26 protein-coding genes and 1 pseudogene are annotated in these 26666 nt (G+C 67.8%); 16 read left to right on the forward strand and 11 right to left on the reverse strand.

Annotated elements, in window-relative coordinates; genetic code table 11:
* Positions 1–910 precede the first annotated feature (910 nt).
* Positions 911–2149, forward strand: a complete 1239-nt coding sequence (locus tag ACM9NP_RS02800; protein ID WP_415644960.1) for an amidohydrolase — start codon at positions 911–913, stop codon at positions 2147–2149.
* 117 nt (positions 2150–2266) lie between these two features.
* On the opposite strand, the gene ACM9NP_RS02805 is transcribed toward ACM9NP_RS02800, so the two are convergent.
* Entirely contained in the window at positions 2267–2497 is a 231-nt protein-coding gene (locus ACM9NP_RS02805; protein ID WP_415644961.1) for an SIP domain-containing protein, read from the reverse strand.
* Between the two features lie 230 nt (positions 2498–2727).
* Between ACM9NP_RS02805 and ACM9NP_RS02810 the strand changes: the two genes are divergently transcribed.
* From ACM9NP_RS02810 to ACM9NP_RS02820, 3 genes and pseudogenes are all read left to right on the forward strand, one after another.
* Entirely contained in the window at positions 2728–3324 is a 597-nt protein-coding gene (locus ACM9NP_RS02810; RefSeq protein ID WP_415644962.1) for a hypothetical protein, read from the forward strand.
* A 281-nt stretch (positions 3325–3605) separates the two neighbouring features.
* A pseudogene (locus ACM9NP_RS02815) lies at positions 3606–4379 on the forward strand (endonuclease I family protein); the annotation flags it as partial.
* 201 nt (positions 4380–4580) lie between these two features.
* A complete protein-coding gene (locus tag ACM9NP_RS02820) occupies positions 4581–4808 on the forward strand; it encodes a proprotein convertase P-domain-containing protein (RefSeq protein ID WP_415645094.1) in 228 nt (75 codons plus the stop codon).
* A gap of 124 nt (positions 4809–4932) precedes the next feature.
* Here ACM9NP_RS02820 and ACM9NP_RS02825 read toward each other — a convergent pair whose 3' ends face one another.
* From ACM9NP_RS02825 to ACM9NP_RS02850, 6 genes are all read right to left on the reverse strand, one after another.
* The gene (locus ACM9NP_RS02825; RefSeq protein ID WP_415644963.1) at positions 4933–5532 is read right to left on the reverse strand and encodes a vitamin K epoxide reductase family protein; all 600 of its coding nucleotides are present in this window, start codon (positions 5530–5532) and stop codon (positions 4933–4935) included.
* A gap of 2 nt (positions 5533–5534) precedes the next feature.
* A complete protein-coding gene (locus tag ACM9NP_RS02830) occupies positions 5535–6287 on the reverse strand; it encodes a DsbA family protein (RefSeq protein ID WP_415644964.1) in 753 nt (250 codons plus the stop codon).
* Positions 6288–6425: 138 nt separating this feature from the next.
* The gene (locus ACM9NP_RS02835; RefSeq protein ID WP_415644965.1) at positions 6426–6809 is read right to left on the reverse strand and encodes a hypothetical protein; all 384 of its coding nucleotides are present in this window, start codon (positions 6807–6809) and stop codon (positions 6426–6428) included.
* A 383-nt stretch (positions 6810–7192) separates the two neighbouring features.
* Positions 7193–7660, reverse strand: coding sequence for a 5-(carboxyamino)imidazole ribonucleotide mutase (purE, locus tag ACM9NP_RS02840; protein WP_415645095.1), 468 nt, complete (start codon positions 7658–7660; stop codon positions 7193–7195).
* A 26-nt stretch (positions 7661–7686) separates the two neighbouring features.
* Positions 7687–8841 (reverse strand): 5-(carboxyamino)imidazole ribonucleotide synthase, encoded by a 1155-nt coding sequence (locus ACM9NP_RS02845; protein ID WP_415644966.1) that lies wholly within the window; start codon positions 8839–8841, stop codon positions 7687–7689.
* A gap of 104 nt (positions 8842–8945) precedes the next feature.
* Complete coding sequence (locus tag ACM9NP_RS02850) at positions 8946–9347, reverse strand: hypothetical protein (RefSeq protein ID WP_415644967.1); 402 nt, start codon at positions 9345–9347, stop codon at positions 8946–8948.
* 359 nt (positions 9348–9706) lie between these two features.
* Here ACM9NP_RS02850 and ACM9NP_RS02855 point away from each other — a divergent pair, with 359 nt between their 5' ends.
* The 8 genes from ACM9NP_RS02855 to ACM9NP_RS02890 all read left to right on the forward strand — a co-directional run bounded on the left by ACM9NP_RS02855 (position 9707) and on the right by ACM9NP_RS02890 (position 19173).
* Complete coding sequence (locus tag ACM9NP_RS02855) at positions 9707–12106, forward strand: sigma-70 family RNA polymerase sigma factor (protein ID WP_415644968.1); 2400 nt, start codon at positions 9707–9709, stop codon at positions 12104–12106.
* A 77-nt stretch (positions 12107–12183) separates the two neighbouring features.
* Positions 12184–12681, forward strand: a complete 498-nt coding sequence (locus ACM9NP_RS02860) for a GtrA family protein (RefSeq protein WP_415644969.1) — start codon at positions 12184–12186, stop codon at positions 12679–12681.
* A 79-nt stretch (positions 12682–12760) separates the two neighbouring features.
* Complete coding sequence (locus ACM9NP_RS02865) at positions 12761–13366, forward strand: GtrA family protein (protein ID WP_415644970.1); 606 nt, start codon at positions 12761–12763, stop codon at positions 13364–13366.
* A 527-nt stretch (positions 13367–13893) separates the two neighbouring features.
* Positions 13894–14160 carry a hypothetical protein gene (locus tag ACM9NP_RS02870; RefSeq protein WP_415644971.1) on the forward strand — a complete coding sequence of 89 codons (267 nt, stop codon included), beginning with the start codon at positions 13894–13896 and terminating at the stop codon, positions 14158–14160.
* 2 nt (positions 14161–14162) lie between these two features.
* Positions 14163–14957, forward strand: a complete 795-nt coding sequence (locus tag ACM9NP_RS02875; protein WP_415644972.1) for a hypothetical protein — start codon at positions 14163–14165, stop codon at positions 14955–14957.
* 1 nt (position 14958) lies between these two features.
* Complete coding sequence (locus ACM9NP_RS02880; RefSeq protein ID WP_415644973.1) at positions 14959–17604, forward strand: FtsK/SpoIIIE domain-containing protein; 2646 nt, start codon at positions 14959–14961, stop codon at positions 17602–17604.
* A complete protein-coding gene (locus tag ACM9NP_RS02885; RefSeq protein ID WP_415644974.1) occupies positions 17594–18274 on the forward strand; it encodes a hypothetical protein in 681 nt (226 codons plus the stop codon). Before ACM9NP_RS02880 ends, ACM9NP_RS02885 begins: the two co-directional genes overlap by 11 nt.
* A 230-nt stretch (positions 18275–18504) precedes the next feature.
* Positions 18505–19173, forward strand: coding sequence for a hypothetical protein (locus ACM9NP_RS02890; RefSeq protein WP_415644975.1), 669 nt, complete (start codon positions 18505–18507; stop codon positions 19171–19173).
* A gap of 36 nt (positions 19174–19209) precedes the next feature.
* Here ACM9NP_RS02890 and ACM9NP_RS02895 read toward each other — a convergent pair whose 3' ends face one another.
* A complete protein-coding gene (locus ACM9NP_RS02895; protein WP_415644976.1) occupies positions 19210–19605 on the reverse strand; it encodes a winged helix-turn-helix transcriptional regulator in 396 nt (131 codons plus the stop codon).
* A gap of 100 nt (positions 19606–19705) precedes the next feature.
* Here ACM9NP_RS02895 and ACM9NP_RS02900 point away from each other — a divergent pair, with 100 nt between their 5' ends.
* Positions 19706–20341: an NAD(P)-dependent oxidoreductase gene (locus ACM9NP_RS02900; RefSeq protein WP_415644977.1), complete on the forward strand. Its 636-nt coding sequence runs from the start codon at positions 19706–19708 to the stop codon at positions 20339–20341.
* A 61-nt stretch (positions 20342–20402) separates the two neighbouring features.
* On the opposite strand, the gene ACM9NP_RS02905 is transcribed toward ACM9NP_RS02900, so the two are convergent.
* Positions 20403–21434, reverse strand: coding sequence for a 3-hydroxyacyl-CoA dehydrogenase (locus ACM9NP_RS02905; RefSeq protein WP_415644978.1), 1032 nt, complete (start codon positions 21432–21434; stop codon positions 20403–20405).
* A 219-nt stretch (positions 21435–21653) separates the two neighbouring features.
* On the opposite strand from ACM9NP_RS02905, the gene ACM9NP_RS02910 reads away from it, so the two are divergent.
* The 3 genes from ACM9NP_RS02910 to ACM9NP_RS02920 are packed head-to-tail and all read left to right on the forward strand — an operon-like array spanning position 21654 to position 24314.
* Positions 21654–23129: an aldehyde dehydrogenase family protein gene (locus ACM9NP_RS02910; RefSeq protein ID WP_415644979.1), complete on the forward strand. Its 1476-nt coding sequence runs from the start codon at positions 21654–21656 to the stop codon at positions 23127–23129.
* A 41-nt stretch (positions 23130–23170) separates the two neighbouring features.
* On the forward strand, positions 23171–23464 hold the full coding sequence (locus tag ACM9NP_RS02915) for a hypothetical protein (RefSeq protein ID WP_415644980.1): 294 nt from the start codon (positions 23171–23173) through the stop codon (positions 23462–23464).
* Positions 23465–23480: 16 nt separating this feature from the next.
* Positions 23481–24314, forward strand: a complete 834-nt coding sequence (locus tag ACM9NP_RS02920; protein WP_415644981.1) for an alpha/beta hydrolase — start codon at positions 23481–23483, stop codon at positions 24312–24314.
* A 453-nt stretch (positions 24315–24767) separates the two neighbouring features.
* On the opposite strand, the gene ACM9NP_RS02925 is transcribed toward ACM9NP_RS02920, so the two are convergent.
* A complete protein-coding gene (locus tag ACM9NP_RS02925; RefSeq protein ID WP_415644982.1) occupies positions 24768–25511 on the reverse strand; it encodes an SDR family oxidoreductase in 744 nt (247 codons plus the stop codon).
* Positions 25512–25620: 109 nt separating this feature from the next.
* Positions 25621–26586, reverse strand: coding sequence for an extracellular catalytic domain type 1 short-chain-length polyhydroxyalkanoate depolymerase (locus tag ACM9NP_RS02930; RefSeq protein WP_415644983.1), 966 nt, complete (start codon positions 26584–26586; stop codon positions 25621–25623).
* Positions 26587–26666 lie beyond the last annotated feature (80 nt).

Consider the following 26666-nt stretch of genomic DNA (forward strand, 5'->3'; position numbering starts at 1 on the left):
GATCGATTCCCTCATCGACTCCGATCGATTCCGAGATGGTCACGGTGGGGCGGCGATCCGGTCACATCGGTTCGATCACCGTCGGTGGTGGCGTCGGAGAGCCACGTCGAACCGGTTGTCATCCGGGGCTGAGATCGGAGCCTTCGCCCAGTCGCCCCGGGCGGTCGCGCCATCGAAAGTGATCACCGTCACGGCGTCGTCCGCAGCGGCCGGATCCACTCGCCGAACGTGACGTTTCCGCAGGCACGCGCAGGTGTGCATCGGTATCCGGCGCATTGACGGCTCGGTCGCGATTTGCGTGGTCGGTGGGCGGTGCGTCGTGGTCGGAAGCGGCGATCTCGGACGCCTTCGCAGGGCCCGCCGGGCGCTGGTCGGCGTCCGGTGAACCCCGCTGTTCCGCCGGGTTCGCGCCGTCGGATCGGGGACCGGGCTCCAACTCGTCACGGCGGTGGCGCTGGTCAGCGCCGGTGCGAAACGACCTCATTGGGCGCTTTTCGTTGCACCGCAAGCGAATGGCTTACGTGGAGGATCGAGCCTTCTCACATCCTGGAAATGCGCCGCTTTCGGCGGGCGGCCCTGGGATGATCATTACGCAGCGTCACATTCATATCGATAACAATCAATTCAATACGTGTAAGTGGCATCGCTTCCGTTGCGGCCGTAACCTAGTCAGCGTTCAGGCGTTGTACCTGGTGTGAGACGTGAGGCGGATTCGATCGGGTGTGTCCCCGCCGAGCGACTGAACACTGTGGGTAGTGGGTATTGTGATCCGTGTCGCCCTTTCCGGCGGTTGCGCACCGTAGCAATCGTGGGTTTAAGTTGACCGACGCCCGAAAACCAACCTTCCTCTACGCGAAAGCCTGGATTCGTGACCATCATGTCGGCGCCAACCAGCCAGATGGAGAACACCATGTTTGACGAGCCCGTCCACGAGGCTCCCGGTATCGAGCACGACTCGGTAACCGAGATTCTCGATGGCTGGCTCCGTCGCCACGAATCCGCGCTCATCGGGCTACGCCGTCACATTCACGCGCACCCCGAGCTGTCCGGCTGTGAGCAGCGGACGGCGGAGCTCGTCGCGGCGAAACTCGCCGAAGCAGGTCTCGAACCCCGGCTGATCCCCGGCGGCAACGGCGTCCTGTGCGACATCGGGGACCCGAACGCGGAACACGTCATCGCCCTCCGGGCGGACATGGACGCGCTCCCGATCGACGACCCGAAGGACGTTCCTTACCGCTCAACGGTTCCCGGTGCCTGTCACGCCTGTGGACATGACGTCCACACGACGATGCTCGTCGGCGCGGGTCTCCTCTTGCAGGAGCTGTACCAGCGCGGTCAGCTGCGAGGTCGGGTCCGGTTGGTCTTCCAGCCGAGCGAGGAGAAGTTCCCGTCGGGCGCGCCGCTGATGATGCGGGCGGGCGCCCTCGACGACGTCACCGCGATCTTCGCGTTCCACTGTGACCCGAAGCTGGAGATCGGCCGCGTCGGCGTCCGTTCCGGTCCGTTGACCGCCGCGTCGGACATGCTCGAGGTGAAACTGACCGGCAAGGGCGGCCACACCTCCCGTCCACATTTGACAACGGACCTGGTGCACGCCCTGTCCCGTGTCGTGGTGGACGTGCCCGCGCTGCTCAACCGCCGTATCGATCCGCGAAACGGTGTGGCCCTGGTATTCGGCTCGATCCACGCCGGTTCCGCGGCCAACGCGATCCCGCAGGAGGGTTCCGTCCGGGGCACACTGCGGATGCTCGATAGGGACGCCTGGAAGACGATCCCCGACCTGGTCACCGAGATCATCGACAACGTCGTGACGGCGGCCGGCGCGACCGCCGAGGTCACCTACACGCGAGGCGTGCCGCCGGTGATCAACGATCGAGTGGCCGCCGCGATCTTCGCGAACGCCGCCGCCACTGCGCTCGGCGCGTCGTCCGTGGTCGAGGCTCCCGTCAGCATGGGTGGTGAGGACTTCTCCTGGTACCTGGAGCAGGTTCCCGGTGCGATGGCCCGTCTCGGCGTCGGTCGGCCGGGGGAGCAGCTCGATATTCACCAGGGAAACTTCGACATCGACGAGAAGGCCATCGCCCACGGGGTTCGGGTCTTCGCCCACATCGCGCTCGCGGCCGTCGCCTCGCCCGCCTGGTCGGCGTAGCTCCGGTTCAGCACCGACGTTCGGACGGCCCTGGCCCCCCGCAAAGGGAGCCGGGGCCGTCCCCCTTCATTGCGGCGCGAGCGTTCCAGGTGGTCATACACCGCAAGGGGACGCCGGTCAGGCGTCGGAGTCCTGGGCGTGGTCGACCGTCCAATAGGCAGTGAGGTGGACGTCCGAGCGCGGAAGACCCCACGCCTTCAGGGCATGACGGCGAAGTCGCGTGATGACGTCGCGTTCGGCCGCTCCCCAGAGCTTCGCCCGATCCAGGGGTCGGCGCTCGGTGAGCACGGCCGTTTCGGTCAGGAGCAGGCACTCGGGCGACCGGGTGTCCACAGGGTAAATGGGCACGGGGCCGAACCTCGGTTCGTCGCCCTTGTCGCGAAACGTGCTGTCGCCGCGAGGCCGGACGGCGCCAGGCCGCGGTCCTGCCGAGCGTGTCTTCAGTGGCGCGTCCTGGGTCCGCATCCGATCTTCGACTTCAATGTGACTGCCTTACCTCATATATGGACGCCGGTCGCCGTCCCTCGAGTTGCCACATCACACATGTCGAAATGGTGATATGTGGATAGGGTGCGTGGATGAGCGGAGTTCGAGGGTGGAAGCGCGGCGTCACCGCGGCGCGTCGACTCGCTCGGATTCCCGGCTACCACGTGGAATCAGGGCTGACGCCCGCCGAGTTCGATCGCGTCGAGGAGACCTACGGCTTCACCTTCGCCGACGACCACCGTGCCTTTCTGGCCGAAGGTCTGCCCGTCGGCGTCTCGCAGGACGACGGCGCCGTCTCGCGGCCGTGGCCCGACTGGCGCAATGGCGATCCGGAGGACCTGCGGAACCGCTTGGGCCAGCCCGCCAAGGGCGTCCTGCGCAGCGTCGAGCTCGGGTGGTGGGCACCGTGGCTGTGGGGCGACCGCCCGGTGGACAAGACGGAGGCGATGGAGGTGGTTCGGCGGTTCCTGCGTTCGGCGCCCACGCTGGTCCCGTTGTGCTCCAACCTTTTCCTGTCGGCGGGTCGCGGCACCGCAGGGCACATGGTGCTGTCGATGTGGGGCGCGGACATCATCTGCCACAGCAGGGACATCGCGCACTTCGTCGAGCGGGAGTGCGGCGAGTCCTCGTCGGGCGCTGACGTCGACCTCACGACCTGTGTCCCGGTCTGGCGCGACCTGCTGAGCTGACTCGAATGTTCCTTTATGGATTCCAGTCGGTTATCCATAGTGTTTGAGTGCTGCCGTTCGGTGGCTCTTTCGACGTGTCGTTACGACTCGGAATCTCCTGGTGGATATGCCTTTGGCGGGTATCGCAGTGAGGCAGATACAAGTATCATTATCACCTGTTCGCAGGATGTTCCATCATCCTTTCGTCGGTAGCGCTATGGCTGCCCGACTGTGAGGCTGTGAGACGTCCAGATCAATCAATGACACTGCGAGGTGTCGCCGTCCGAAAGGAACAGATGTTCATGAGGCTGACCAGAAAGGGGACGGCGATCACCGTGGGTGCCCTGGTAGGAGCCTCGATGCTCCTGGCGCCGATCGCGTTCGCCAGTAACACCGCCACCCCCTCCAGCGCTCCGGCCGGGTACTACGACAGTGCCGAAGGCAAGACGGGTGCCGCCCTGAAGACAGCGCTGCACGACATCATCGACGGACACGACATGTTGTCCTACGCCGAGGTCTGGGATGGAGTCGCGGCGGCGGACGCCGACCCGGACAAGCCCGGCAACGTTCGACTGCTCTACGCGGGACGTTCGGAACCCGTTGGCGGCAACTACAACCGCGAGCACGTGTGGGCGAAGAGCCACGGCGACTTCGGCACGCGGGTCGGCCCCGGCACCGACCTGCACCACCTGCGCCCGGAAGACCCCACGGTCAACTCCACCCGTAGCAACCTCGACTTCGACAACGGCGGCAAGGAAGTCTCCGGCGCCCCCGGAAACTACTACGACAGCGACTCCTTCGAGCCCCGTGACGCGATCAAGGGCGACGTCGCTCGGATGATCCTGTACATGGCCGTTCGGTACGAAGGCGACGACGGTTTCCCCAACCTCGAGCCGAACGACAACGTCAGCAACGGTTCCGCGCCGCTGCACGGGCGTCTGTCCGTCCTGATCGACTGGTCCGCACAGGACCCGCCGGACGCGTTCGAGATGAACCGCAACGACGTCATCTTCGAGCAGTTCCAGCACAACCGGAACCCGTTCATCGACCGCCCCGAATTCGTCAACGCGATCTGGGGCGACCCGACGAACCCGCCGACGGACCCCACGGATCCCCCGACGGACCCCACGGACCCGCCGACCGACCCGACCGACCCGCCGGCGAACTGTGATGCCACCAACGCCGCCGGAACCTCGATCGTCGACCACACCATCGTCACGAGCGACATCAGCGTGACCGACTGTGCCGGCAACGCGGCGACGGCGAGCACCGTCACGGTGAACATCACGCACCCGGATCGGGGCGAACTGTCCATCTACCTGTACGCGCCGGACGGCTCGTACTACGTCCTCAAGCGCACCGGTGACACCGGCGCGAACCTGGCGAAGACGTACACCGTCGACCTCGACGCCGAGGTCGCCAACGGAACGTGGACGTTGAGCGTCAAGGACTACGAGACCGGCAACGTCGGAACCATCGACAACTGGAGTGTCTCGCTCGGCTAGCGGACCGCCCGACCTGGTGTGGTTCGGTCGAATCACACGAGGTCGGGCACTCGCTGACAAGGCTTACAACGCACGTCGCCCGGACCGATCGGTCCGGGCGACGTCGTCTATGGAGCGGTCCTCGTTACAGCAAGGTCCGCCAGTAGTCCCAGAACTCCACGCCGATCATCGCGATGATGACGATGTACCACAGTGCCAGGATGACGCCGTGCATGCGGGCGATGCCGATGACGCCGTCGCGCAGCGCTCCGGTCAATCGGGCAGTTGTAACATTGTGGAGTGTGACGTACCAGAAGATCGGGATCATCACGACCCACACCACCATGCAGTACGGGCACAGGGCGCCAATGCGGTACAGGCTCTGGAAGATCAACCAGTGCACGAACACGATGCCGGCGGTGGCGCCGAGCTGAAGTCCCCAGTAGATCCAGCGCGGGAGCGTCGCCCCCGTCAGCAGGACGACTCCGATCGTGAGCACGATCGCGAAGCCCGCCACGCCGAGTAGTGAGTTGGGGAAGCCGAACAATACCGCCTGCGGGGTGTCCATGACCGATCCACAGGAGAGGATCGGGTTGATACTGCAGCTCGGTACGTAGGTCGGATCCAGGATCAGCTCGATCTTCTCGACCGTCAGGACGAACGCGGCGAGCAGCCCGATCGCGCCTCCGATCGTCAAGACCCACGGCAGTGCGCGGGAGACCGTCAGGTTGTCTTTCGTTGTCATCGTCACGCCTCCAGCGCTTCGTCAATAGCCAGTTTCAAATCCGCATAGGATCGTGCGTCGAGGAGTTCGCCGTTGAGGAACAGCGTCGGCGTTCCGGTCACGTTGAGGTCCATTCCGTCGCTGACGTCTTTGGCGACGCGATCGGCCGTCGCGGGATCGTTCATCGTCGCCTCGAACTCGGCGAGATCGAGGTCGAGTTCCTCCGCGAAGCCGAGGAACACGGACTCCTGCGAGGTCTGTCGCTCACCCCAGGACGCCTGGTTCTCGAACATCATGCGATACATCTCGTCGAACTTTCCTTGCGCGGCCGCCGCTTCGACGGCGCGAGCGGCGGGTTCGCCGTTGGCGTGTCCCGGGAGGGGGAAGTACCGGACGACGAAGGTGATGCGTCCGTCGTACTCCGTGAGGATACGTTCCGTCGACGGGTACAACGCACCGCACGCCTCACACTCGAAATCGAGGAACTCGACGATCGTCACCTTCTCGTCCTCGGCGGTCGACAAGGTGTGGCTGTCGGCGCGGACGAGTCTCGCGTCGGCCGCCACGGCCTCCGGCGTCTTGTCGGTGAAGACGAGCACGGCGGTGACGACGACCGCGAGGAACGCGACCAACCCGATCGTCAGCTTCGTGTTGAGGCTCATGCCGCCGCCCGCGAGCGCGCGGCTCGCTTTCGCGCCGTTGGAGCGGGCTTTGCTCGGGGGGCCGTTCTTGGGTCGGTGTCTCTGCCCGGCGCGGCGGGCTTTCTTCGTGGTCATGGGTTCCCTGTCTTGGGTACGGAAAGGAGGCGCGCGGCGCGAACCGGTGCCGTTTCCCGAATGGGTGGGCAGGCCGTGCCATCACGTCGAGCGATGAGGGGTGGGGTGTTCGCCGCGCGTGGGGCGAGAAGAGACGGCTTACGTCCGCCAGACGCACAAAGCGGCGTGCAGGCGGCAGGTCGCGCCGACGGAACGCCCGTCGGTGTGCGCGGCGGGCCGAGCTTCGTTCAGCGAATCGAGCCGGATGCCGGACGTCGTATCGACCTCCAGCACCTGCGTTCCACCTGGCGCGGGCGCTATCGCGCGTCCGATGACCTTCGGACACGTGTCATGTGGGGCGCAGCGGCCATCGTCGTCGATGGTGATGGTGACGGTCGGAGCCGTATCGGGCGACTGGGCGACCTGGGCGGCGTCGGTTGCGCACACCGAACCCAGGACCAACACCGACAGAATCGCCGCCAGCATCGCGACACGGCGGAGCGTCGACCCGAGGGTTCGATCCACCACGTGCGCGAGATTCACAGCGGCGACTATACCGGGCCGTTCGGCCGAGTGGTTGAGCCGAAACGGGTGCGGACCGTTCTAGCCGGTCCGTCAGCGTGGGGGAAGGCGTCGGACAGGTCGTTCTGTCGGCGTCGTCTCCGGGACCGCGAGGGCGATGCTCACGATCGTTTCGAGCGGTGGCGTCAGGAGCAGGCGTGGGAACCTCGTTCGCAGCGGAGGGGGGAATTCCCGGGAGCCCTAGGGGTTGTCCCGTTACCCGGCAGCTCGACTGCGGCGGGTCAGAACGTCGTCGACCGCGTTGTCGAACCTCTCGCATACGACACCGTTGTGCAGGAGCTCTCCGCCTTGCCGAGTGACGCCCGGACCCGTGTCTCGCAGGACCTGAGACAACGGGACGACCTCTAGTCGAGGGTTTCGAGTGCCGCGTCCTTCTCTTCGACCATCTTCACGAGCGCGGCCTGGTGCCCGTCGAGTTTGTCCCGCAGGATCGGATCGCTCGCGCCGAGGATTCGCACGGCGAGGAGGCCCGCGTTCGCGGCGCCACCGATCGAGACCGTCGCGACCGGTATCCCGGCGGGCATCTGCACGATCGACATGAGCGAGTCCATCCCGTCGAGGTACTTCAACGGGACGGGCACGCCGATGACGGGCAGGCTCGTCGCCGAGGCGACCATGCCCGGCAGCGCAGCCGCGCCACCCGCGCCCGCGATGATGACGTGCAGACCGCGCGAGGCGGCGGCGTCGGCGTAGGCGAGCATCGCGTGCGGCGTCCGGTGCGCGGAGATGACGCGCTTCTCGAACGGGACGCCGAAATCGTCGAGGATCTGGGCGGCGTTGCGCATGACGGCCCAATCGGAGTCGGACCCCATGATCAGTCCGACCAGCGGTGTGGTGTTCACGTCGCCTCTTTCGTCGTTGTGTCGATGCCGTCGCGCAGGATCGCCGCCGCCGTCCGCGCGCGGGCGAAGGCGTTATCGATCGTGTCGCCGCGCACCGTCACGTGCCCGATCTTGCGGCCGGGGCGTTCGGCCTTACCGTACAGGTGCACTTTCGCGGCGGGGTCGTGCGACATGAGCCGACGCAGCCGCTCGTCGGGCGGGATGGGGGAGTCGCCGCCCAGCACGTTCGCCATGACCGTGACCGGCGCGGTCGTCTCGACCGAACCCAATGGATAGTCCAATATGGCGCGGACGTGCTGTTCGAACTGGGACGTGATCGCGCCTTCGATCGTCCAGTGCCCGCTGTTGTGGGGCCGCATGGCGAGCTCGTTGACGAGGAGGCCGTCGGCCGTCTCGAACAGCTCCACCGTCATAACGCCGGTAACGCCGACCGCGTCGGCGATCGTGGTCGCGATGTGTCGAGCGCGCTCGATGAGCGCCGGGCTCGCGTTCGGCGCCGGGGCGATCACCTCGGTGCAGATTCCGCCGCTCTGGACCGTCTCCACGACCGGGTAGACGACCGTCGAACCGGACGGCGTCCGGGCGATCGAGACCGCCAGCTCGCGACGCAGCCGCACGAGTTCCTCGGCGATGAGGTCGACGCCCGAGGCGAGGAGCTCGGCGGCGTCGGACACGTCCTCGATCACGAAGACGCCCTTGCCGTCGTAGCCGCCGCGCGTGGTCTTGACGACGCAGGGAACGCCGAACTCGGCGAGATCCGCTTCGGTGGAGATCGGCGTCCAGCGCGGCGACGGAAGGCCGAGCCTGGCGATCTCCTCCCGCATCGCGCGCTTGTCCTGGGCGTACCGCAGGGCGTCGGGGCCCGGGTGGACGGTCGCCCCGTCGGCGATGAGCGCCGCGATGTGTTCCTGCGGCACGTGTTCGTGATCGAAGGTCACGACGTCGCAGTCGGCCGCGAACGAACGCAACGCCCCCAGATCGGTGTGGTCGCCGACCTCGACGTCCGCCGCGACTCTGGCGGCACCGTCGTCGGCGGACGCCGCGAGCACACGTAGTGACATCCCGAGCGGAATCACCGCCTGGTGGGTCATCCGGGCGAGTTGCCCCGCCCCGATCATCCCGACGACGGGCAGGCCGGTGTCGGCGTCCATCACGTCCCTCCCTGCTCGGCGCCGCGTCGCGCGGCGTCACCGCAAGTCAGCATAGAGGCGTGACCGGCGTCATCGGGCCGCTGGAACGCCGTCCGGGTCGACCGTCATTCGCACACCTCGTCGAGCATCGCCAGGGCGGTCGGCAGGGTCATCGGCAGTTCGAGCAGCCGAAGGCGCGGAGGTTCGCTCACCGGCGTCACCTCGCGCAGACGTCCGATCACTGTCGACGGTCGCGGACCGTCTGCGGCCACGATCGTGACGACGGTTCCCGGCGCCGCCATGACCACCGGCGCGTCCGTCAGGTCGCCGAGGATGCGCGCGTAGCCGAGCGGTACGACGAGACGGTCGAAACCGAGCAGCCCCGACGGATTCACGACGAACAGGAATCGGTATCGCTCCGGGCCGTTCCCCGCGTAGACGTCACGGAGGAGGACACGTAGTTCCGTCATCGCGTCGCCGGCGTCGGTCTTCCGGTGAGCACAAAGGATCAGACGGTGTATGTTCATGCGCGTCCCAACGTAACCATCGAAGGCGAGCGCCGGGTCTTACGACGCGGCTTAGGATTGGGACTCGTGTCGTCCACCGTGATGACGCGATATCACCTAATCTGTTGAATGCCTAGAGGTCGTCTCACCGCCTCAGGTCTCGCGAGGTGGCGCGGGGGCAGAATTCGGCAGTGGTTTCGCAGGGTACCGGTGGAGTTGACGACGGAACCCCGCGGCGCCGCCGGTGCGTGCCCAGGGCCGCCCGCGGCCTGGTGGATGATGGGGCGGCCCGTGCGGATCGAACCGGTCCCCCCGGTCTCGATCGCGGCCGATCGGCCAGCGCTGACTCGCGACGTCAGCGGCAGCTCTGACCACATAGGATGAAGTCCGCCGTGTACCTCGACATCGAAGACACCCCGGAGCTCGGAGAGTCGGCCAGCGCCGACGCCGAACTCATCGCCGCGACGCGTGCGGGCGACGCCGCCGCCTTCGGGCAGCTGTACCTACGCCATGTGCAGGCGGCGGCGAGGTTGAGCCGCATCCTTTCCAAGGATCGAGCCACCGCCGACGACCTGGTTTCGGAGACCTTCGAGCGGGTGCTGGCGGCCCTGCGCGCCGGCAAAGGCCCCGACCTCGCGTTTCGCGCGTACCTGCTGACGACGATGCGCAACTGTTTCTACAGTCGCACCAAACGGGACCGCCGAGTCGAGTACACCGACGACCTCACGCCCCACGATCCGGGCGAGGCCTTCGTCGACCCGGCGATCGCGGAACAGGAGCGACACTTCGCGGCGCGGGCGTTCAAACGCCTCCCCGAGCGGTGGCAGATGATCCTGTGGCACACCGAGGTCGAGGGGGACACCGCCGCACAGATTGCCAAGCACCTCGGGTTGACGCCCAACGGGGTGTCCGCGTTGGCGTACCGCGCCAGAGAACGCCTCAAAGAGATGTACCTGAGGGAGCACATTCAGGAGCCGCTCGCCGCGTCGTGCAAATGGACGACGGATCGCCTGAGCGCCAAGGTTCGCGGCGGTCTGTCCACCCGTGACACGACGAAGGTGGACAACCACCTGGTGGGCTGCGCGGCGTGTAAGTACCGCTATATGGAGCTGACCGAGATCAACTCCGGCATCGGCGTCATCCTCGCTCCGATCTTCCTGGGCCTCGCCGCTCCCGCCTACCTCGGCCTGTCGGCCCTCAAATGGGGCGCCATCGGCGTCTGGTTCGGTGGCGTCGTCGAAGGCCTGCGGAACGCGGTCGGCGCCGTTCGTCAATTCTTCCAACAGTTCGGCGGCCGAAACACCGCGCTCGCCGGTGGCGCGACCGCCGTCGTCGCGGCGGTCCTCGCGTTGCTGCTCCTCGCCGATGACGGCGCCGAACCCCCGGCCGACGCCGCACCCGCGACCGAACCGACGGTGGAAGCCCCCGCCGACGAGCCGGGGGATCCCACCGACCCGGACCCGGAGAGCCCGTCCGAGCCCGCCGACGACCCGTCCGAGCCCGCCGACCCCGTCGAATACTCCATTGAGGTCGATCCGTCCGACATCGGTCTGACGGCGGGCGTCGACGGTTCGCTTCCCATCACGCTCACCGCCCCGGACGGGGGGACGCCACGCGTACCGACCTGGCACGGGCGCGCCCCCGTCACCGAACTCGCGGGCCCGCACGCCCGAGTCGCGCCCGATCGGCTGACCCTCAGACTCACCCTCCCCGAAGGGATCTCGTCCCCCGGGGGAGACGCCACCGACGGTTGGAACTGCGAGAAATCCGCTCCGAAAGTCACCTGTACGAGGGAACGCCTGCGCCCCGGCCAGTCCACGACGGCGCTCGTCCCGATCGCCATCGAGGACTCCGTGTCCGGTTTCCAGGAGGTCGAGGCGCACATCACCACGGCCAACGGCGCCACCGGATCGTCCGTGCTGCGCTTCCCCGTCTCACCACCCTCGACGACGACCGCGTTCGCCGCGACGGACGCGACCGGCGTCGCCAACACCGGCAACACCCTCCTCAGCTGCCGCCCCGCGCTGATCTGCGGGCATCAGCTGACGGACAACCACTTCTCGATCATGAAGCCGTACAAGGCGGAAGGCGCACCCGACGGCGCCGGAGACGACGCCGTCAGCGGAGCCACCCTGTCGATTCCGGCCGGCGCCGAGGTGCTGTGGGCGGGCGTCTACTGGACCGCCTCGGAGTACGAGACCCCGGCGAAGGTCCGGCTGGCCGGTCCCGGCGGCGGCTGGTCGACCGTCTCGGAACAACGCGCGTGGGACGGAGCCGAACGGCCCGTCCGGCAGTCGGCCGCGACCGTCACCGACCTTGTTCGTGGTTCGGGAACGTATTGGTTCGCCGCCGACCCGGACGCGCTGCCGTCCGGCGTGCACCACTACGCGGGTTGGTCGCTCACCGTCGTCTACCGAGAGGCGGGCGCGCCGACGAAGGAGACCGCCGTCTACGAAGGGCTCGCGCAGCCCCGCAACGGCGGATCCCTGACCCTCGCGATTCCCGGCGGCGAGGTCGACGTCGCCTACACCCTGTGGGACGGCGACAAGACCTTGAGGGGCGACACGATGCTCGTCGGCGGCACGGTCGTGTGCGGCGGCGACAACCTCGGATCCAGTCGTTCGCCAGGCGCCCTCGAAGGTCCGAACTGGCACACCTTCGGGGTCGACGTCGACGTCTGTCGCGCGCGAGCGCGCGCCGAACCGACGACCCTCACCATCGCCGTCGGCAGGGACCCCATGGAGATCGGGGTGCTGGCGGTGTCCACCATGAAGCCCTGAGTCAGATCCATATGGGACACTTCCAACAACGGGCCGACCGTCCACGTCCACCGGCGACCGCCGTGAAGGAGGAACCGATGAACCGCGACGAGACGGCCGCGCGCCCCGGGAGCCCGTTGATCGGGTTCGTTCGGCGGATCGCCCGCGAGTTCGGCAAGTTCGCGGGCGTGGGAGCCATCGCGTACGCCGTCGACACGAGCCTGTTCAACGTCGCGACGTACGTCTGGCACTTCGACCCGCTGTCCGCGAAGGCCCTCTCGACTGCCGTCGCGGCGACCCTGGCGTTCATCGGCAACCGCTTCTGGACCTGGCGACACCGGCCCCGATCCGGTCTTCACCGGGAGTACGTCCTGTACTTCGTGTTCAACATCGTCGGGCTCGGCATCAACCTGGGTTGCATCGCGGTCTACCAACTCGCCGCCGACACCTGGCCCGCCACGCTCGACAACCCGATCGCGCTCAACATCGTCGCGAACGTCCTCGGTGTCGGCCTCGCGTCGCTGTTCCGTTTCCACTCCTATCGGACGTGGGTGTTCCCGCACTCCCCGCGCCGCCGGATCGTGCGGGAACCCTGAGCGGCGCCATCTGGTCCCGAGCAGGTGACGCCGCCGTAGCCGATCCGCTGAGCGGCGAGGCGGCCTCTAGGGTGTCGTGGTGCGCATTGTGAATTGGCTGCCACCGCGCTGGCGTGGTCTGGCGGCGGAGGTGACGAAGTTCGGGCTGATCGGTGTCGTCAACACCGTCATCAGCTTCGGGTTGTTCAACCTGTTCCGGCCGATCGGTTCGTTGAAGGCGAACGTCATCGCCGCCGTCGTCGCCATCACCTGCTCGTACTTCATGAACCGCTACTGGACGTACCGGGACCTTCCGGCCGCGTCGCTGCGCCGCGAGTACTCGCTGTTCTTCCTGTTCAACCTCGTCGGGCTCGGCATCGAACTCGTCATCCTGTTCGTCGCCGACTACGTCCTCGGCTTCGATCGGCATGCCGACCCGCTCGAACTGAACCTCGCCAAGGCGCTCGGTTTGGTCCTCGGCACCGGCTTCCGTTTCTACGCGTACCGCACCTTCGTCTTCGGCAAGACGGGTGCCGCACCCGAACAGGCCGCCGCCGTCCCGAGTTCCGCTCCGGCCACGGACGTCCCGGTCGGCGAACGCCGGGAGGCCTCGCCTCGGGGCCCCGAGGTCTCCGTCGTGCCCGATGATCTCGTCGTGGCTCCCGAGAACTCGGCGACTCGGTCGACCCAACCGGCCGCCGGGTAGGGCTACGCGAGAAGACCCGAATGGACATAGTGGAGTCATGCCCGCCCCCGGTGAACGAGGCCCGTCCCGCCGCTGGGGTCACCGGAAGGCGAGGGGCGGCGCGTCCGGTCGGGCGGCTTCGGTGGACGCTCGGGTCATCCGCTCGCGAAGTTCGATGTGAACCGTCGCTATATCAGGCCGACCTCGGCGCCGTGCAGGCACCCGCCTTTTAGGATCTTCAACGGTCCACCATGCTGTATCTACAGTAAATGAACGCGGTGACGGTCCGGCGCCGATCGATCTCGCTTCCATGTGGATCGTGATAATCCTCTATACGTTGTGGGGCTGGGGAACTCACATCGACGAGCTAGTGCCGCTTCAGCGGACCCGCCCGCGCGTTCCGATGGGCGAACGGCGATAATCGACCGTCAAGGGACCCGCACGATGGACGGCCAAAAGCTGCATGTGCGGGTTGTTGTCGCCTATCCGACAAATCCGGCGCCCCCTGGCTGAGGCAGAACGCGCGAGAAGTCGACAAAATGGAAGTCATGTCGGGTATTAGTGTTGAGGAACTCAGAGCCGCGATCGCAGCCGCGATGCAGCAGGTACGGGATGGACAGGCCGCCATCACGGCGGCGGGCGAACGGCTCCAAGGCGCGCAGCAGGCGTTGAGCGCCGTGACCCGCGGCAGTGCTCACCACAATGTCACCACCGCTCAAGCCGCTCTCGCTCAGGCGAACCAGGACTTGGAACAGTCGATGGCGGCGACCCAGGCGGCGGCCGAACAGGCCGAGGCATACGCGGCGACACTCTAATGGTGAGCATCGAAGCGTACGGTGCTCGACTGCGCGCCATCGCAGAAGAACTGCCCCTCGACGACGCCAAACGCGCTGAGGCGAGCCTGCGGGACGCGCACGCCATGCTGACGGTGGCTCTGAAGGAAGGCCGCCGGATGGAGTCGATGATGGAGCTTTCCCGCGCCTGCGAACATCTCGACGCGATGACACGACGCCTGAACGCGGCGGCTTCATCGATCGACGCGTATCTCGCCGCGATCGGCGTCGGGGGCGCGTCAACGACTCAGACGGGCCCTCCCGGCACAGCGCCCGCCGCGCCGTTGCCCTCCGATGGCGGTCCGGACTGGTGGCGTCGCCGCGTATGCGAGTTGACCGACGACGACACCGGCATCGACGCCGAGCCGTCGAGACTCGGTGTGACGGACCTGTTCTCGCGTCTGGTCGACGCCGCTCGGCGCGACGACCGGGACGGCTACCGGCGCCTGTTGCTGACCGCTCCGCCCGAGATCGCCGTTCGGCTGCCCGGTCTGGCGCTGCCGATGATCCGGAGTCTCGCCGCCGATCGACACGGCCAGTTCCCGACCACTGAGGACGTCGCCAAGCTGAGGTCCCGTCTCGACGGTCGGGCGCGGCGTCTCCTGCCGAAACTGCCCGACGACGTGACGGTGGGCCAGGTGAACGCCGCGTGCGGTCTCGCCTCCCGTCGCCCGGTTCGTTCGGGTGACGCCGAGGCCGTCGACGCGGCCGCGATCGGGCCGATCCTGGTCGCGACCATGCACTCGATTTCCCCACGCCCCACGGGAAGGAGCGCCTGACATGCCCGGCTGGCGCAAACGACTGTCCGATCGATTCTCCGAGGAGCTCGCTCTCGCGCGTGGCTCCGTCCGTCGTCTCGCGGCCTCGGCGACGGTGGCCGCCGGCGCGGCGGCATCCTCCGCGTCCGCCGCCCTCGGCGACGCGCGTGCCAAACAGGCGGCGTTGAGCGCTTCACACCGGAAGGTCCTCAACACGATCACCGACAAGGCGGAGGTCGACATAGCGAAGGCCGTCGACACCTTGACCTTGGTGTGCGAACGGCTCTCCGACGGTCCTGCGGCCGAGCATTGGTCACAGTGGAATCCGAGACCGTACCCGCATCGTGCCCAGGCGGGGCTATTCCGTGTGGGACGCCTCCTCGTCGGCCCGGAACGGGACGATCAGCCGCCGGCCCTGGTGCCGTTGCTCGATCACTCGCATCTGCGAATCGCCGCCGACGCGGAACCGGTGCTGCCTGGCATTCTGTTGCGGGCCTTGGGATCAGCGTCTCTGGGCGCGGTTCGTTTGAGCGTGTACGACCCCGAGCGGCTCGGGGGGAGCCTCGCCGGGTTCGCCCCGTTGACTCGGGGCGAGCTGCTCGGTTTCGTCGGCCCACAGGGGCTGAACGACCTGCTCGACGAGCATATCGAGCACATTAGACGTATCAACGCGACGGTGCTCGCAGGGGAGTACGCCGGTCTGCGGGAGTTGGCGATGGCGACGGGTCGTCGTCCGGAACCGTGGCGGGTGCTCGTCCTGCTCGGCGCGCAACCGGAGGAGTGGAAGGACGACCAACGCGCCCAGTTGGCCCGCATCCGCCGCGCCGGGATCGCCTGTGGCGTACACCTTGTCGTCGTCGGGGGTGACGTCGCCGACGACACCGACACGATCACGATCACCGCGGAACGCACGAGTCTCTCCGGGCAGGCCCGGGTCTCGCTGGACGCCCCGCCGCCGCAGGAACTCGTTCGACAGACGTGTCGCCGGATGGCCCTGGAGGCGACAGCGGGTCCGCCGCCCGCGCGACTCGCGGATCTCATTCCGCAAACACTATGGACGGACAGTTCGGCGGGCGGCCTGCGCGCGCCCGTCGGAGAGGGAAACGACGGGCGCCTCGCGGAACTCGTCCTCGGAGACAATCCGCCGCATGCCCTGATCGGCGGCCCGTCCGGTTCCGGTAAGACGAACCTGCTCTACACCTGGCTCGGGGCGTTGACGAGCCGGTACCACCCCGACGAACTCGAACTGTATCTTTTGGACTTCAAGGAGGGCGTGTCGTTCGCGCGCTTCGCGAGTGGGCGTCGGGACCCGAGTTGGCTTCCGCACGTCCGCCTGATCGGCGTCAACGTCAACGACGACCGCGAGTACGGCCTCGCGATGCTGCGGCATCTCCGCGATGAATTGCGCCGTCGCGCCGAGGCCGCGAAACGGCACGAGGCGACCAAACTGGAGGAACTGCGCGACGCCGACCCGGAGGGTCGCTGGCCGCGCCTCGTCGCGGTCGTCGACGAGTTCCAGGTGCTCCTCGACGGGCGCGACGCCGTCGCCAACGAGGCGGTCATTCTGCTGGAGGACCTGGCCAGACGTGGTCGCTCCCAAGGCATCCACCTCGTCCTCGCCAGCCAGGACGTCGCGGGCATCGAAGCGCTGTGGGGGCGGCCGTCGCTGATCGCGCAGTTCACGTTGCGAGTCGCGCTGCCGAAGGCGCGTCGGCTCCTCGCCGACACGAACACCGCGGCCGACGAGATCCCGCGTTTCCACGCCGTTCTGAACCCGGACTCCGGCGTGGCCGGCGCGAACCGGATCGTGCGTCTCCCGGACGCGAGTGACCGCAAGGAATGGGGTCCGCTCCAGCAACGCCTGTGGGACGAACGTCCTCCGGACAACGACCCGCCGATCCTCTTCGACGGTGACCGGGTTCCGGTTCTGCCCGACACACCGCTGGTGCCGGACGGAGCCCCCGCGATCATCGTGGGGCAATCGATCGACGTCGCGTCCCGCCCGGCGACCCTGCGGCTCACCCGCGCGCCGGGGCGCAACCTCGCCGTCCTCGGAACGCGGCTGACCGAGGCGTGCGACATCCTCGCGGGCGCCGCGCTCTCCCTTGCCAGACAACTTCCGTTGCGGGCCACCGTGTGCTGTCTCGACCCGGACGCCGTTTCGAGCGCCTACCGGCTGAACAGCGAACTGGCCAGGATGGACGCCGAAGTGGACTGGCGGGACAGTCTGACCGACGTGGTCGACGGTTGGCAGGACGTCCCGGACGACCGACTTCACCTCGTCCTGCTGTACGCCCCCGACGCGGCCTCGGCCAGTCTCGGTACGGCTGGCCGGGATCGGTTGCGCACCATGCTGATGAGCGGCCCCGAGCGGCGCGTTCACACCGTCGGATGGTGGAGGTCGGTGCCGCGCCTGCGGGACGACCTCGGCGGCTTCGCGGCCCGATTCGACGCCATCGACGCGTGGCTCGCCCTCGACGTCCAGGGCACCGACCTCGCCCCGATCTCGCCCGGCGCTCCGCTCGCCTGGTACCCACGCGCCCGGCGGGCCCTGTACTTCGACCGAGCGACGCACCGGACACCCGAAGTCGTCATCCCGTACAACACAGAGGAAGCCCTGCCGTCCTTCGACAACCTTCTCACCGGAAGTAACCTCAATGGACGTTGATTCGCCCGTCTCCGAGTACGCCCGCGCGTGCGCCGCCTACACCGACGCCGTCGTCCACGCGCACGCGGCGCGCGCGAAGGCCGAGGAACGGTATCGCGACGAGGTCGCGCGGGTCCGTGTCGTCGCGGAACGCGCGGTCGCCGCCCGCGAGGCCGCGCAGAAGCGTGCGACCTCCGTCGACGCGTTCGTCGGCGTCGTCGACGACACCGCCGCCGACCTGTGGAGGCGCACCGCCGAGCACACCACGCAACCGGGGCTCGGCCCGACCCCGGCACCGGTCGAACCCGAACGAGAGGAGACGGCGGCGGAGATCCGCGCTCGTTTGAAGGACGTGGCGAAGCTGCTCGGCCAGGCGCGCAACGGAAAGTTCCCACTGCCCGCGCCTCCGCGGGCGACCGCGATCGCGGCCGGGGCCGGGGCGGCCGTCGCCGTGTTCGCCGTCGTCGCGGCCTCGCTGCTGCTGAGCGGCGCGGGGGCGCCGCACGGGATGGCCCCGTTCCTGCGCGCGGCGGCACTGGTCGTCCTGTTCCTCGGTCTCGTCGCCGGAGTACCGGTGGTGACGGGGTGGTTGGCGTTGCGGCACCGGATCACGCCCGAACCGGTCCACATCGCGGCGTGCGTGGTCGCGGCGATCGCGGCGACGGCGGTGTTGACCCCGATCGTGCTGTGAGGACGTCGGCCGCTCGATCGGACCACGCTCCATCGCTTGCCGCACTCCGTCGGTGGCACTCCGTCAAAGTGGTCGCGGGCGATGAATCGCCCACCGTCGTTCTCCGCTTGGTTGGGCAAATTCTCGAATTAGGCGTGTTTTCGCAATTTGCCCAACCAAGCGGAAACGGGGAGTCTCGATTCGTCGGCCCGGCGTGCGGCGGATCGCTTGGTGCCATAACCTCAGGCAGCATGTGGGACGTGCTCGGCCTTGTGTGCCTCATCGTGACGATCGTGTTCACGCTGTACCTGGTGCTGGCGTTGGGGTGGCGGATGCGGCGACTCACTCGACTGCGCGCCTTTGCCGCCGAACACCACCTCCAACAGGAGCGCCCGGAAAGGTCGTTGCTGTCGTTGACGAGGGGTGCCCCGTTCGCGTCCGTCTCGCCGCCGCCGCGCCCGCCTGTGGTGCGGACGGTATTCCGCGGCGTGTGGAAGCGATACAGCCTCGTCGCCTTCGAGTTCCGGCGCGGCCTTCCGATGCAGGTCGTGTCCGTGACCCTGCCGAAGTCCTACCCGTTTCTCCAGGTCACGGTGCGCCTACTGGGGCGACAGCGGGTCGACGTCGCGGGCGCGGTCGAACATCAGACCGCCGACGATCGCTTCACGACGCGGTATCGCGCCGACTCCACGAACGATCGTTTCGCCGAGGTCGTGTTGACGCCCGATCTTCGGGACTGGTTGTCCAGTGGGGATCGGAAGAAGGGCTTCCAGTGGACGGTCGATGGCGACAGGCTCGTCACCTGGCGTCATGGTCCGCCGGATTCTCAAGGCGGTCAATCGATTCCGGTGATGGCGGAATTCCTCGTGGGGCTCGCCGATCACATTGAGGACGTTACGGAGAACATCGACTTCGACTGATCGTCCGTCCGTGTCGGACCGATGGGACGGGGCCGCTCAGCGAGTGGGGTACGCGCCTACCGACGCGGTGCCGGCCGGATCCGTCAGCGCGCCGTCGCGTCCGTCCAGCAGCTCGTCCCAGTGTCGGGCGGTCCATTCACAGAGGACGGCCAGGGGGACGAGAACCTCCCTTCCGAGTTGTGTCAACGCGTACCGCGCGTGTCCGTCGTCTTGTCGCCGCTCGACGAAGCCGGAGTCCATCAGGCCGCGCAGGGTTCGGGTCAAGACCCGTGCGGTGACTCCACGCAGAGGTGGTCGCAGTTCACCGAAGCGTCGCGGACCGTCCTCAAGGCATTTGAGGACCAACGCCGACCATTTGTCGCCGAACCGAAACGGCAGCAGATCCGAAGGACACAGTGGATCGAACAGATCGGCGGGGAGCGGCCTCGTCATCTCGCGACCGTAACAGGTATCCCTGGGGATACCGGGGGCGTCGGTACGGTCCGGTTGAAGGCCGTCGTCGCAGTGGCGGTCGAAACCTGAGAGGAACGACATGAACGATGTCATCGTGTTCGGCGGTGGTGGGTCGGCGGGACGGACCGTCGTGGAGGAGTCGCGACGGCGCGGCCTGACGGTCACGGCGGTGGTGCGGGATCCCGCGCGGCACGCCGATCTCGCGGCCGACGGTGTGACTCTCGCCCAGGGAGATGTCCTGGACGCCGAACGCATCGCCGAGCTCGCGCCGGGACACCGGTCCGCCGTTGCGGCCGTCTATGATGGACTATCTGACGCGGGGACGTTCTATCCCGCCGCGTCCCGCGCCCTGCTCTCGGGGCTGTCTCGGGCCGAGGTCGGCCGACTCGTGGTCGTGACGCTCTCGTCGTTGCTGCCGGGAGCCGACGGCGTGCCGCTGCTCGACAGTAGTGACTATCCGCAGGAGCATCGCGGTTTCATACTCGCGCATCGGGCGGGCGTCGAGGTGCTTCAAGCCCACTCCGGAGACATCGACTGGCTCGCCATCAGCCCCACGGGCGACTTCGATCGTCAGGCGGGACGGTCCGGGAAGTACCGGGTCAGCCATGGTGATGCGGCGGCGCGGTTGTCGTACGCCGACCTGGCGGTCGCGATCGTCGACGAGGTCGCCACCCCTCGTCACCATCGAGTCCATATCGGCATCGACGCCGGTTGACGGCGAACGGCTCCCGGACCACACGGTCCGGGAGCCGTTCCGTCCACGGTGGGACGATGAATCAGAGGTCGAAGGCGAAGGGGCCCTTGGGATATCCGCAGCCGAGCGTCATTGCCGTGTCGATGTCGGCCTCGCTGGCGTAACCGGACGCCGCCATCTCGCGGGCTTCGGCGATGTGCGGCGGAAGCAGTTCGGCGACGATCTCCGCGGCGCGCTCCTCGGAGAGCTCGGCGGCCGCGACCGGCTGCGTGTGGTCGTAGAAGCCGTGGCCGGTCTTGCGGCCGAGGCTGCCGTCGGCGACGAGCTGACGCAGGAGCGGAGCGGCGTCGTGGCGGGGAGAGGCGCCGTCGTTGGAGTGGATGCTGTCGAGGACCTCCACGGACGTGTCCAGGCCGATCACGTCGAGCAGCATCAGCGGTCCCATCGGGAAACCGACGGACTTCATCGCGCCGTCGATCTCGTCGCGGCTGGCACGGCCTTCGGCGAGCAGCCGGATCGCGTGATTGAGGTAGCCGAACAGGAGTCGGTTGGCGATGAAACCGGGCCGGTCTCCGATGACGACGGGCGTCTTGCCGACGCGCTTCGCCAGGTCGGCGATCTCACTCACCACAGTGTCATCACTATGGACAGTCTCGACGACCTCGACCAGCTTCATGATCGGCGCCGGGTTGAAGAAGTGCATGCCGACGACGCGGGATGCGCGCTTCGTCGTCTCCGCGATCGTCGTGACGGACAGCGAGCTCGTGTTCGTCGCCAGAATGGTCTCCTGAGGACAGATCTCGTCGAGTCGGGTGAACAGGTCGCGCTTGATGTCGATCAGTTCCGGGACCGCCTCGATGACGAGGTTCGCCGCCGCGAGCGCGCTCAGGTCGGTGGTCACGGTCAAGCGGGCGGCGATGTCGTCGCGGGTCGCCTGGTCCAGTCGGCCCTTGGCGAGCTGCCGGTCGAGGGACTTGTCGAGGCGAGCGCGGCCGGCTTCGGCGGCGGCCTCGACCGCTTCGACACCGATGACGGTGAGTCCGGCCTTGGCGAAGACCTCGGCGATACCGGCGCCCATCGTGCCGAGGCCAACGACACCCACTGTATTGATCACGACGAATCCTTTCCGATACGAATCTCGGTCACCGAGTCTGTCATGTGGTGTGCCGCTCACTCCGGCGGTCCGGGCGCGTGGTGCGGTCCGGTCGCTCCGAACGCGCCGGGGCTCGTTCGCCCCGCGCCGTACCGGGTACCGGGGTCTCGTTCTCTGGCAGGATGTGAGTACTTCTCGCGAACTATTGTCCGACTCCCGGAGCGGTCATACGATCGAGCCATGCAGACCGTGACCGCGCCACAGATCATCGACGGGCAGCTCGTGTCCGTTCGTCCCGCGACCGGCGAGGAGGTCGGACGTCACCCGGTCGCCGACTCGGAGACCGTAGCCGCCACCGTCGCCACCGCCCGTGAGACGGCCGCCTGGTGGGCCGGGCTCGACTGGTCGCGTCGGCGCGCGATCCTGCTCGCCTGCAAGAAGGCCATGGCCGCCGACGTTCGCGGGCTCATGACGGTGTTGCGCGCGGAGACCGGAAAGAGCGTGTCCGACGCTTTCAGCGAGATATCGACCTGTTTCGAGCACGCGGACTGGGCGCCGAAGAACGCGGCGCGCGTGCTGCGTCGTCGACGCGTCCGCACGAACCTGTCCCTCATCGACCACGCCTCGTACCTCGAGTACCACCCGTACGGCGTCGTCGCGGTCATCGGACCGTGGAATTACCCGCTGCACACCCCGATGGGGTCGATCGTCTACGCGCTCGCGGCGGGCAACACCGTCGTGTTCAAACCGAGCGAGTACACGCCCGGTGTCGGTCAGTGGATCGCCGACACGATCAACCGGGTCGCGGGCCGCCCACTCGTCGGGATCGTGCACGGCCTCGGCGACGTCGGTGCCCTGCTATGCCAGGCCGACGTCGACAAGATCGCGTTCACCGGCTCCGTCCCGACCGCCCGGAAGGTCGCCACGGCCGCCGCCTCGCGACTGATCCCGGCCCTGATCGAAGGCGGCGGCAAGGACGCCGCGATCGTCGCCGCCGACGCCGACGTCGTGACCGCCGCCGGATACGTCGCCTGGGGCGCGTTCACCAACGCCGGGCAGTCCTGCACCGGCTTCGAACGGGTCTACGTCGTCGAATCGATCGCCGACCGGTTCATCGACGCACTGGTCGCCCAGTCGCGCGACCTGAGGGTCGGCTCCGACGACGAGGCGCAGATCGGCCCGATCACCATGCCGAAACAGCTCGACATCATCGCCTCGCACATCGACGCTGCGGTCGCCGACGGTGGGACGTGCGTACTCGGCGGGCCCGGCACCGTCGAACCCCCGTTCGTGTCACCGACGATCATTGTGGACGTTCCTGAGTCCTCCGTCGCCGTCACCGAGGAGACCTTCGGCCCCGTCCTCATTGTCAATCGAGTGCCCGATGTGGACGAAGCGGTGCGGCGGACCAACGCGACCCCGTACGGCCTCGGCGGCGCGGTCTTCGGCAAACGCAACGTCCTCGACATCGCCAGCCGGGTCCGGTCCGGCATGACCGCCATCAACTCCGGCTTCGCGTTCGCCGCCATACCGGCGCTCCCGTTCGGCGGCGTTCGCGACTCCGGCTACGGGCGCGCGCACGGTGCCGACGGGCTGCGCGAGTTCGCCGTCGCGAAGTCGATCGCTCGCCGCCGCCTGCCCGCGCCGCTGCCGCTCATGTCGCTGAAACGCGCCGCGAAGCACAACAAGCTCCTCGAATGGTGGATCAGTCGGTGACACCGCCACGGGCCTCCCGGCTCGATCGATAACCTTGACCGGTGAGTCCCCGCCGCAACCGTCGATACAGCGCAGCTTCCCCGGTCAACCTCGAACGGGCGTCGACGTTCGGTGAGACGGTCGAGGACGGCCCGGACGGGCGATGGCGGGTGCGCGGCGTCGCCGCGGACCGCTCCGCCAAGACGTACCGCTGTCCCGGCTGCGATCAGGAGATCCCGCCCGGCGTCGCCCACGTCGTCGCGTGGCCGGACGACGGCGCCGTCGACGAACGCCGACACTGGCACCGCCCGTGTTGGCGCGCGCGCGGCACCCGCCGCCCCAATCGGCGCCGCTGACCGGCGATTTCGCTGTGTGCCGGCACACACGCGTCGCTTTGGCACACTGGGATACGTGACTGCGATACGAGCCAACTCGGTGCTGCCCGCGAACCGCCGCGCGCTCACCCTGCACACCGCCGACGACGTGGCCCTCGTCGCCGAACTCGCCACCCCGGAGCAGGCGACCCCGAAGGCGACGCTCGTGTGCCTGCACCCGTTGCCCACCCACGGCGGGATGATGGACAGCCACATCTTTCGCAAGGCGGCATGGCGCCTGCCGGCGCTCGCCGACATCGCGGTACTCCGTTTCAACACCCGGGGCACGTCCAGCACGGCCGGCACGAGCGGGGGGGCCTTCGACAACGCCGTGGGCGAGGCCTTCGACGTCGCGGCCGCCGTCGAGTACGCGGAGTTCGAGGAACTGCCGAACATCTGGCTGCTCGGCTGGTCGTTCGGCACCGACCTCGCGTTGAAGTACGGCCGCGAACCGTCGGTGCTCGGCACCATCCTGCTGTCGCCGCCGTTGCGGTACAGCACCGCCGAGGACCTCGCGGGGTGGGCCGAGGACGGCCGCCCCGTCGTCGCGATCATCCCCGAACACGACGACTACCTTCAGCCGGACGCCGCCCGCGAACGTTTCGCCGCGATTCCTCAATCCACCGTCATCGATGTTCCGGGCGGTAAGCACCTGTGGGTCGGAGACGCGGAGACCGTCCTCGACGAGATCGTGAAGGTCGTCAATCCCGACGCCCACCCCCTTCCCCAGAACTGGGACGGCCCGATGGAGACCGGCGACGCCAGCGCCTACGCCGATCGGACCGTCGCCGCGTTCTCCGACGTCGAGGTCCCGGGCCCCAAACGCGACTGATCAACGACGGCGAGGTCCCATCGTCGGCGGTGGCCCGAGCTCGCACGCGCGGACCGCTTGACGGAGCGGGAAAACCGCGTCCACGGTCTGCTCGACACGACCGCCGTTTCTTTCGACGGTCGTCTTCGCGCCTTGAAGGCCGTCGTCTTTGCCTGTCGACTGCTTCGGCCGTGTACAAGGCCTCGAAAGTCCGTGGCCGCTTCGGTTCCGGTGTTGGGATCACGAAGCGGAGGTCGCGGTGGAGTACGGCCGGTCGCACCGAGGGCCCCAGCCTGACCGCGGTCGCGTGGGTCCGAGGGCGGCCCGGCTTGGTGTGTGACGTACGGCCGGGGAGCAAGCCGTCGACGGTATTCTCCGCGCCGGGCCGAACAACGCGACCGTCCGCGCGTCCGAGCGCCGTTGGCGCTTTGGAACGAGCGGACGGCGTCCGGCCGAAGTGGACTCGACTCTCGCCTACGGTAGGTAGTCCGCGCCGCCGACGTAGATCGTGTGGCCGGATTCGGCTTCGATGGTGACGGCGTTCGCCACCTCGTCCGCGAATTCGTGGACAGTGACCAGATGCCCCGCAGCTTCGCGACGCGCTTCGATCGCGCCCGGCTGCGCCCGGTCGAGCAGGGTCGCCGTGATCGTTCCCTCGATCATGTCGCCCGACACGACGACGAGGTCGACGCCGCGTTCCCTCAGCATGCCGATCCGTTCGCGAAGCGCGTCCTCCCCGGCGCGCTTGCTGCGCGCGACCGGCTCGTACGCCGCCATCGTCGGGCGCTCGTCGACGAAGTGCGCCTGGTGGCTCGTCACGAACACGATCCGGGCTCCGGCGGGCATGAACGGCAGACACGCCTCGACCAGAGCCACCTGCGCGTCCCGGTTCAGCCGCAACGCGTATCCCGGATCAACATCGCGCTCCATGCCGCCGGACGCGTTGAGCACCAACACGTCCAGTTTTCCGAAACGCTCGCTGACGGTGGCCGTCATGGCGGCGACGGCGGCGGGGTCCGTGATGTCCGCGCGCACCGCGAAGGCGTCGCCTCCGGAATCCGTGATGCCGTTGGCGACGAGCTCGGCTCGCCGCGCCTTCTCCCGATAGTTGATCGCGATCCGGGCGCCCCGCTCGGCGAGGAGGCGTGCCGTCGACGCGCCGATTCCGCGCGACGCTCCCGTGATCAACACCGTTCGATTGGATGGATCGATGCTCATAACCATGCTCCCGTCGTGGTCCTGGCGATCACTCTATTGCCCGGTGATCTTGGGGGACCACGACGGGAGCGGACCCGGTCAACCTTTGTGGACTCTGGGTCGTCCGGTGTTACGGCATCGGGTTGGCGGCGAAGAAGTCCCACGTGATCGCGGTGGCGTCGGGTCCGGACGTGTCGCCGTACAGGCTGCAACCGCAACCACCGGGGTAGGCGTGGCCAGCGCCGTCGATCATGTACTGCTCGACGATGACGCGGCCCGCGTCATCGGTGTACGTGAGATGGGTGAAGCTCCGTCCACCGGGCACCTGGCCCGGCGTCGACGTGTCCGGTATGGCGTCGGTGCCCGCGACGGTCGTCCACTGTCCCGCGATCCTGTCGGCCGTCACGGGCGCGACCACCACGTCCGCGGTTCCCTGGAAGATCAACGTCGGCACGGATCGCGCCCGAACGCCCATCTCCGCCAGCGCGTCCATTCCCGACTCCTCCGGGGTGCGGCTGCGCGTCACATCGCAGTGGTACTCGCAGCCCGCGAGGACACTGCTTGCCGCGTACACGTCGGGGTAGGCCACGGTCATGATGTTGGCCATCACGCCGCCCGCCGACACGCCCGTCACGTACGTCCGCTTGTCGTCGACGTCGTAATTGGACGCGATCCGGTTCGTGATGCCCGCGATGATCGCCGGTTCCCCACCGCCACGGTGCTGATTGGACGGTAGGAACCAGTTCCAGCATCCCGCGGGGTTCACGAAGTTGTTCTGGTCGGGGAACACGACGATGAAGCCGCGCGCCTCGGCCTCGGCGCTCCACCCGGACAGGATGTCGAAGCCGACGTCGTTCTCGGTACAACCGTGCAGCGCCACGACGAGCGGCATGTCGTTTCCCGGCACATAGGACGACGGCACGTAGCCGTGGTAGTCGCGAACGCCGTGGAAACTCGCGTACGTCCCGGCGAAGAACGATCCGTTCGCCGCCTGTGCCGGGCTCGCGACGACGATGGAGGCAAGTGACAGGGCGACGCACAACAGCGCGGCGCGCAGAACGCGAGCGATCGCGCGCGGCTGGGGCGGAGAGGTCATGAGTAGTCCCTTCCATTTCCAATCGATCGATTGGGTTTGAGGTGTTGCGGGTCACTATCCTCCGCAGTGAGCTACCGTGT

Source organism: Stackebrandtia soli, assembly GCF_965137155.1.
Lineage (GTDB): Bacteria > Actinomycetota > Actinomycetes > Mycobacteriales > Micromonosporaceae > Stackebrandtia > Stackebrandtia soli.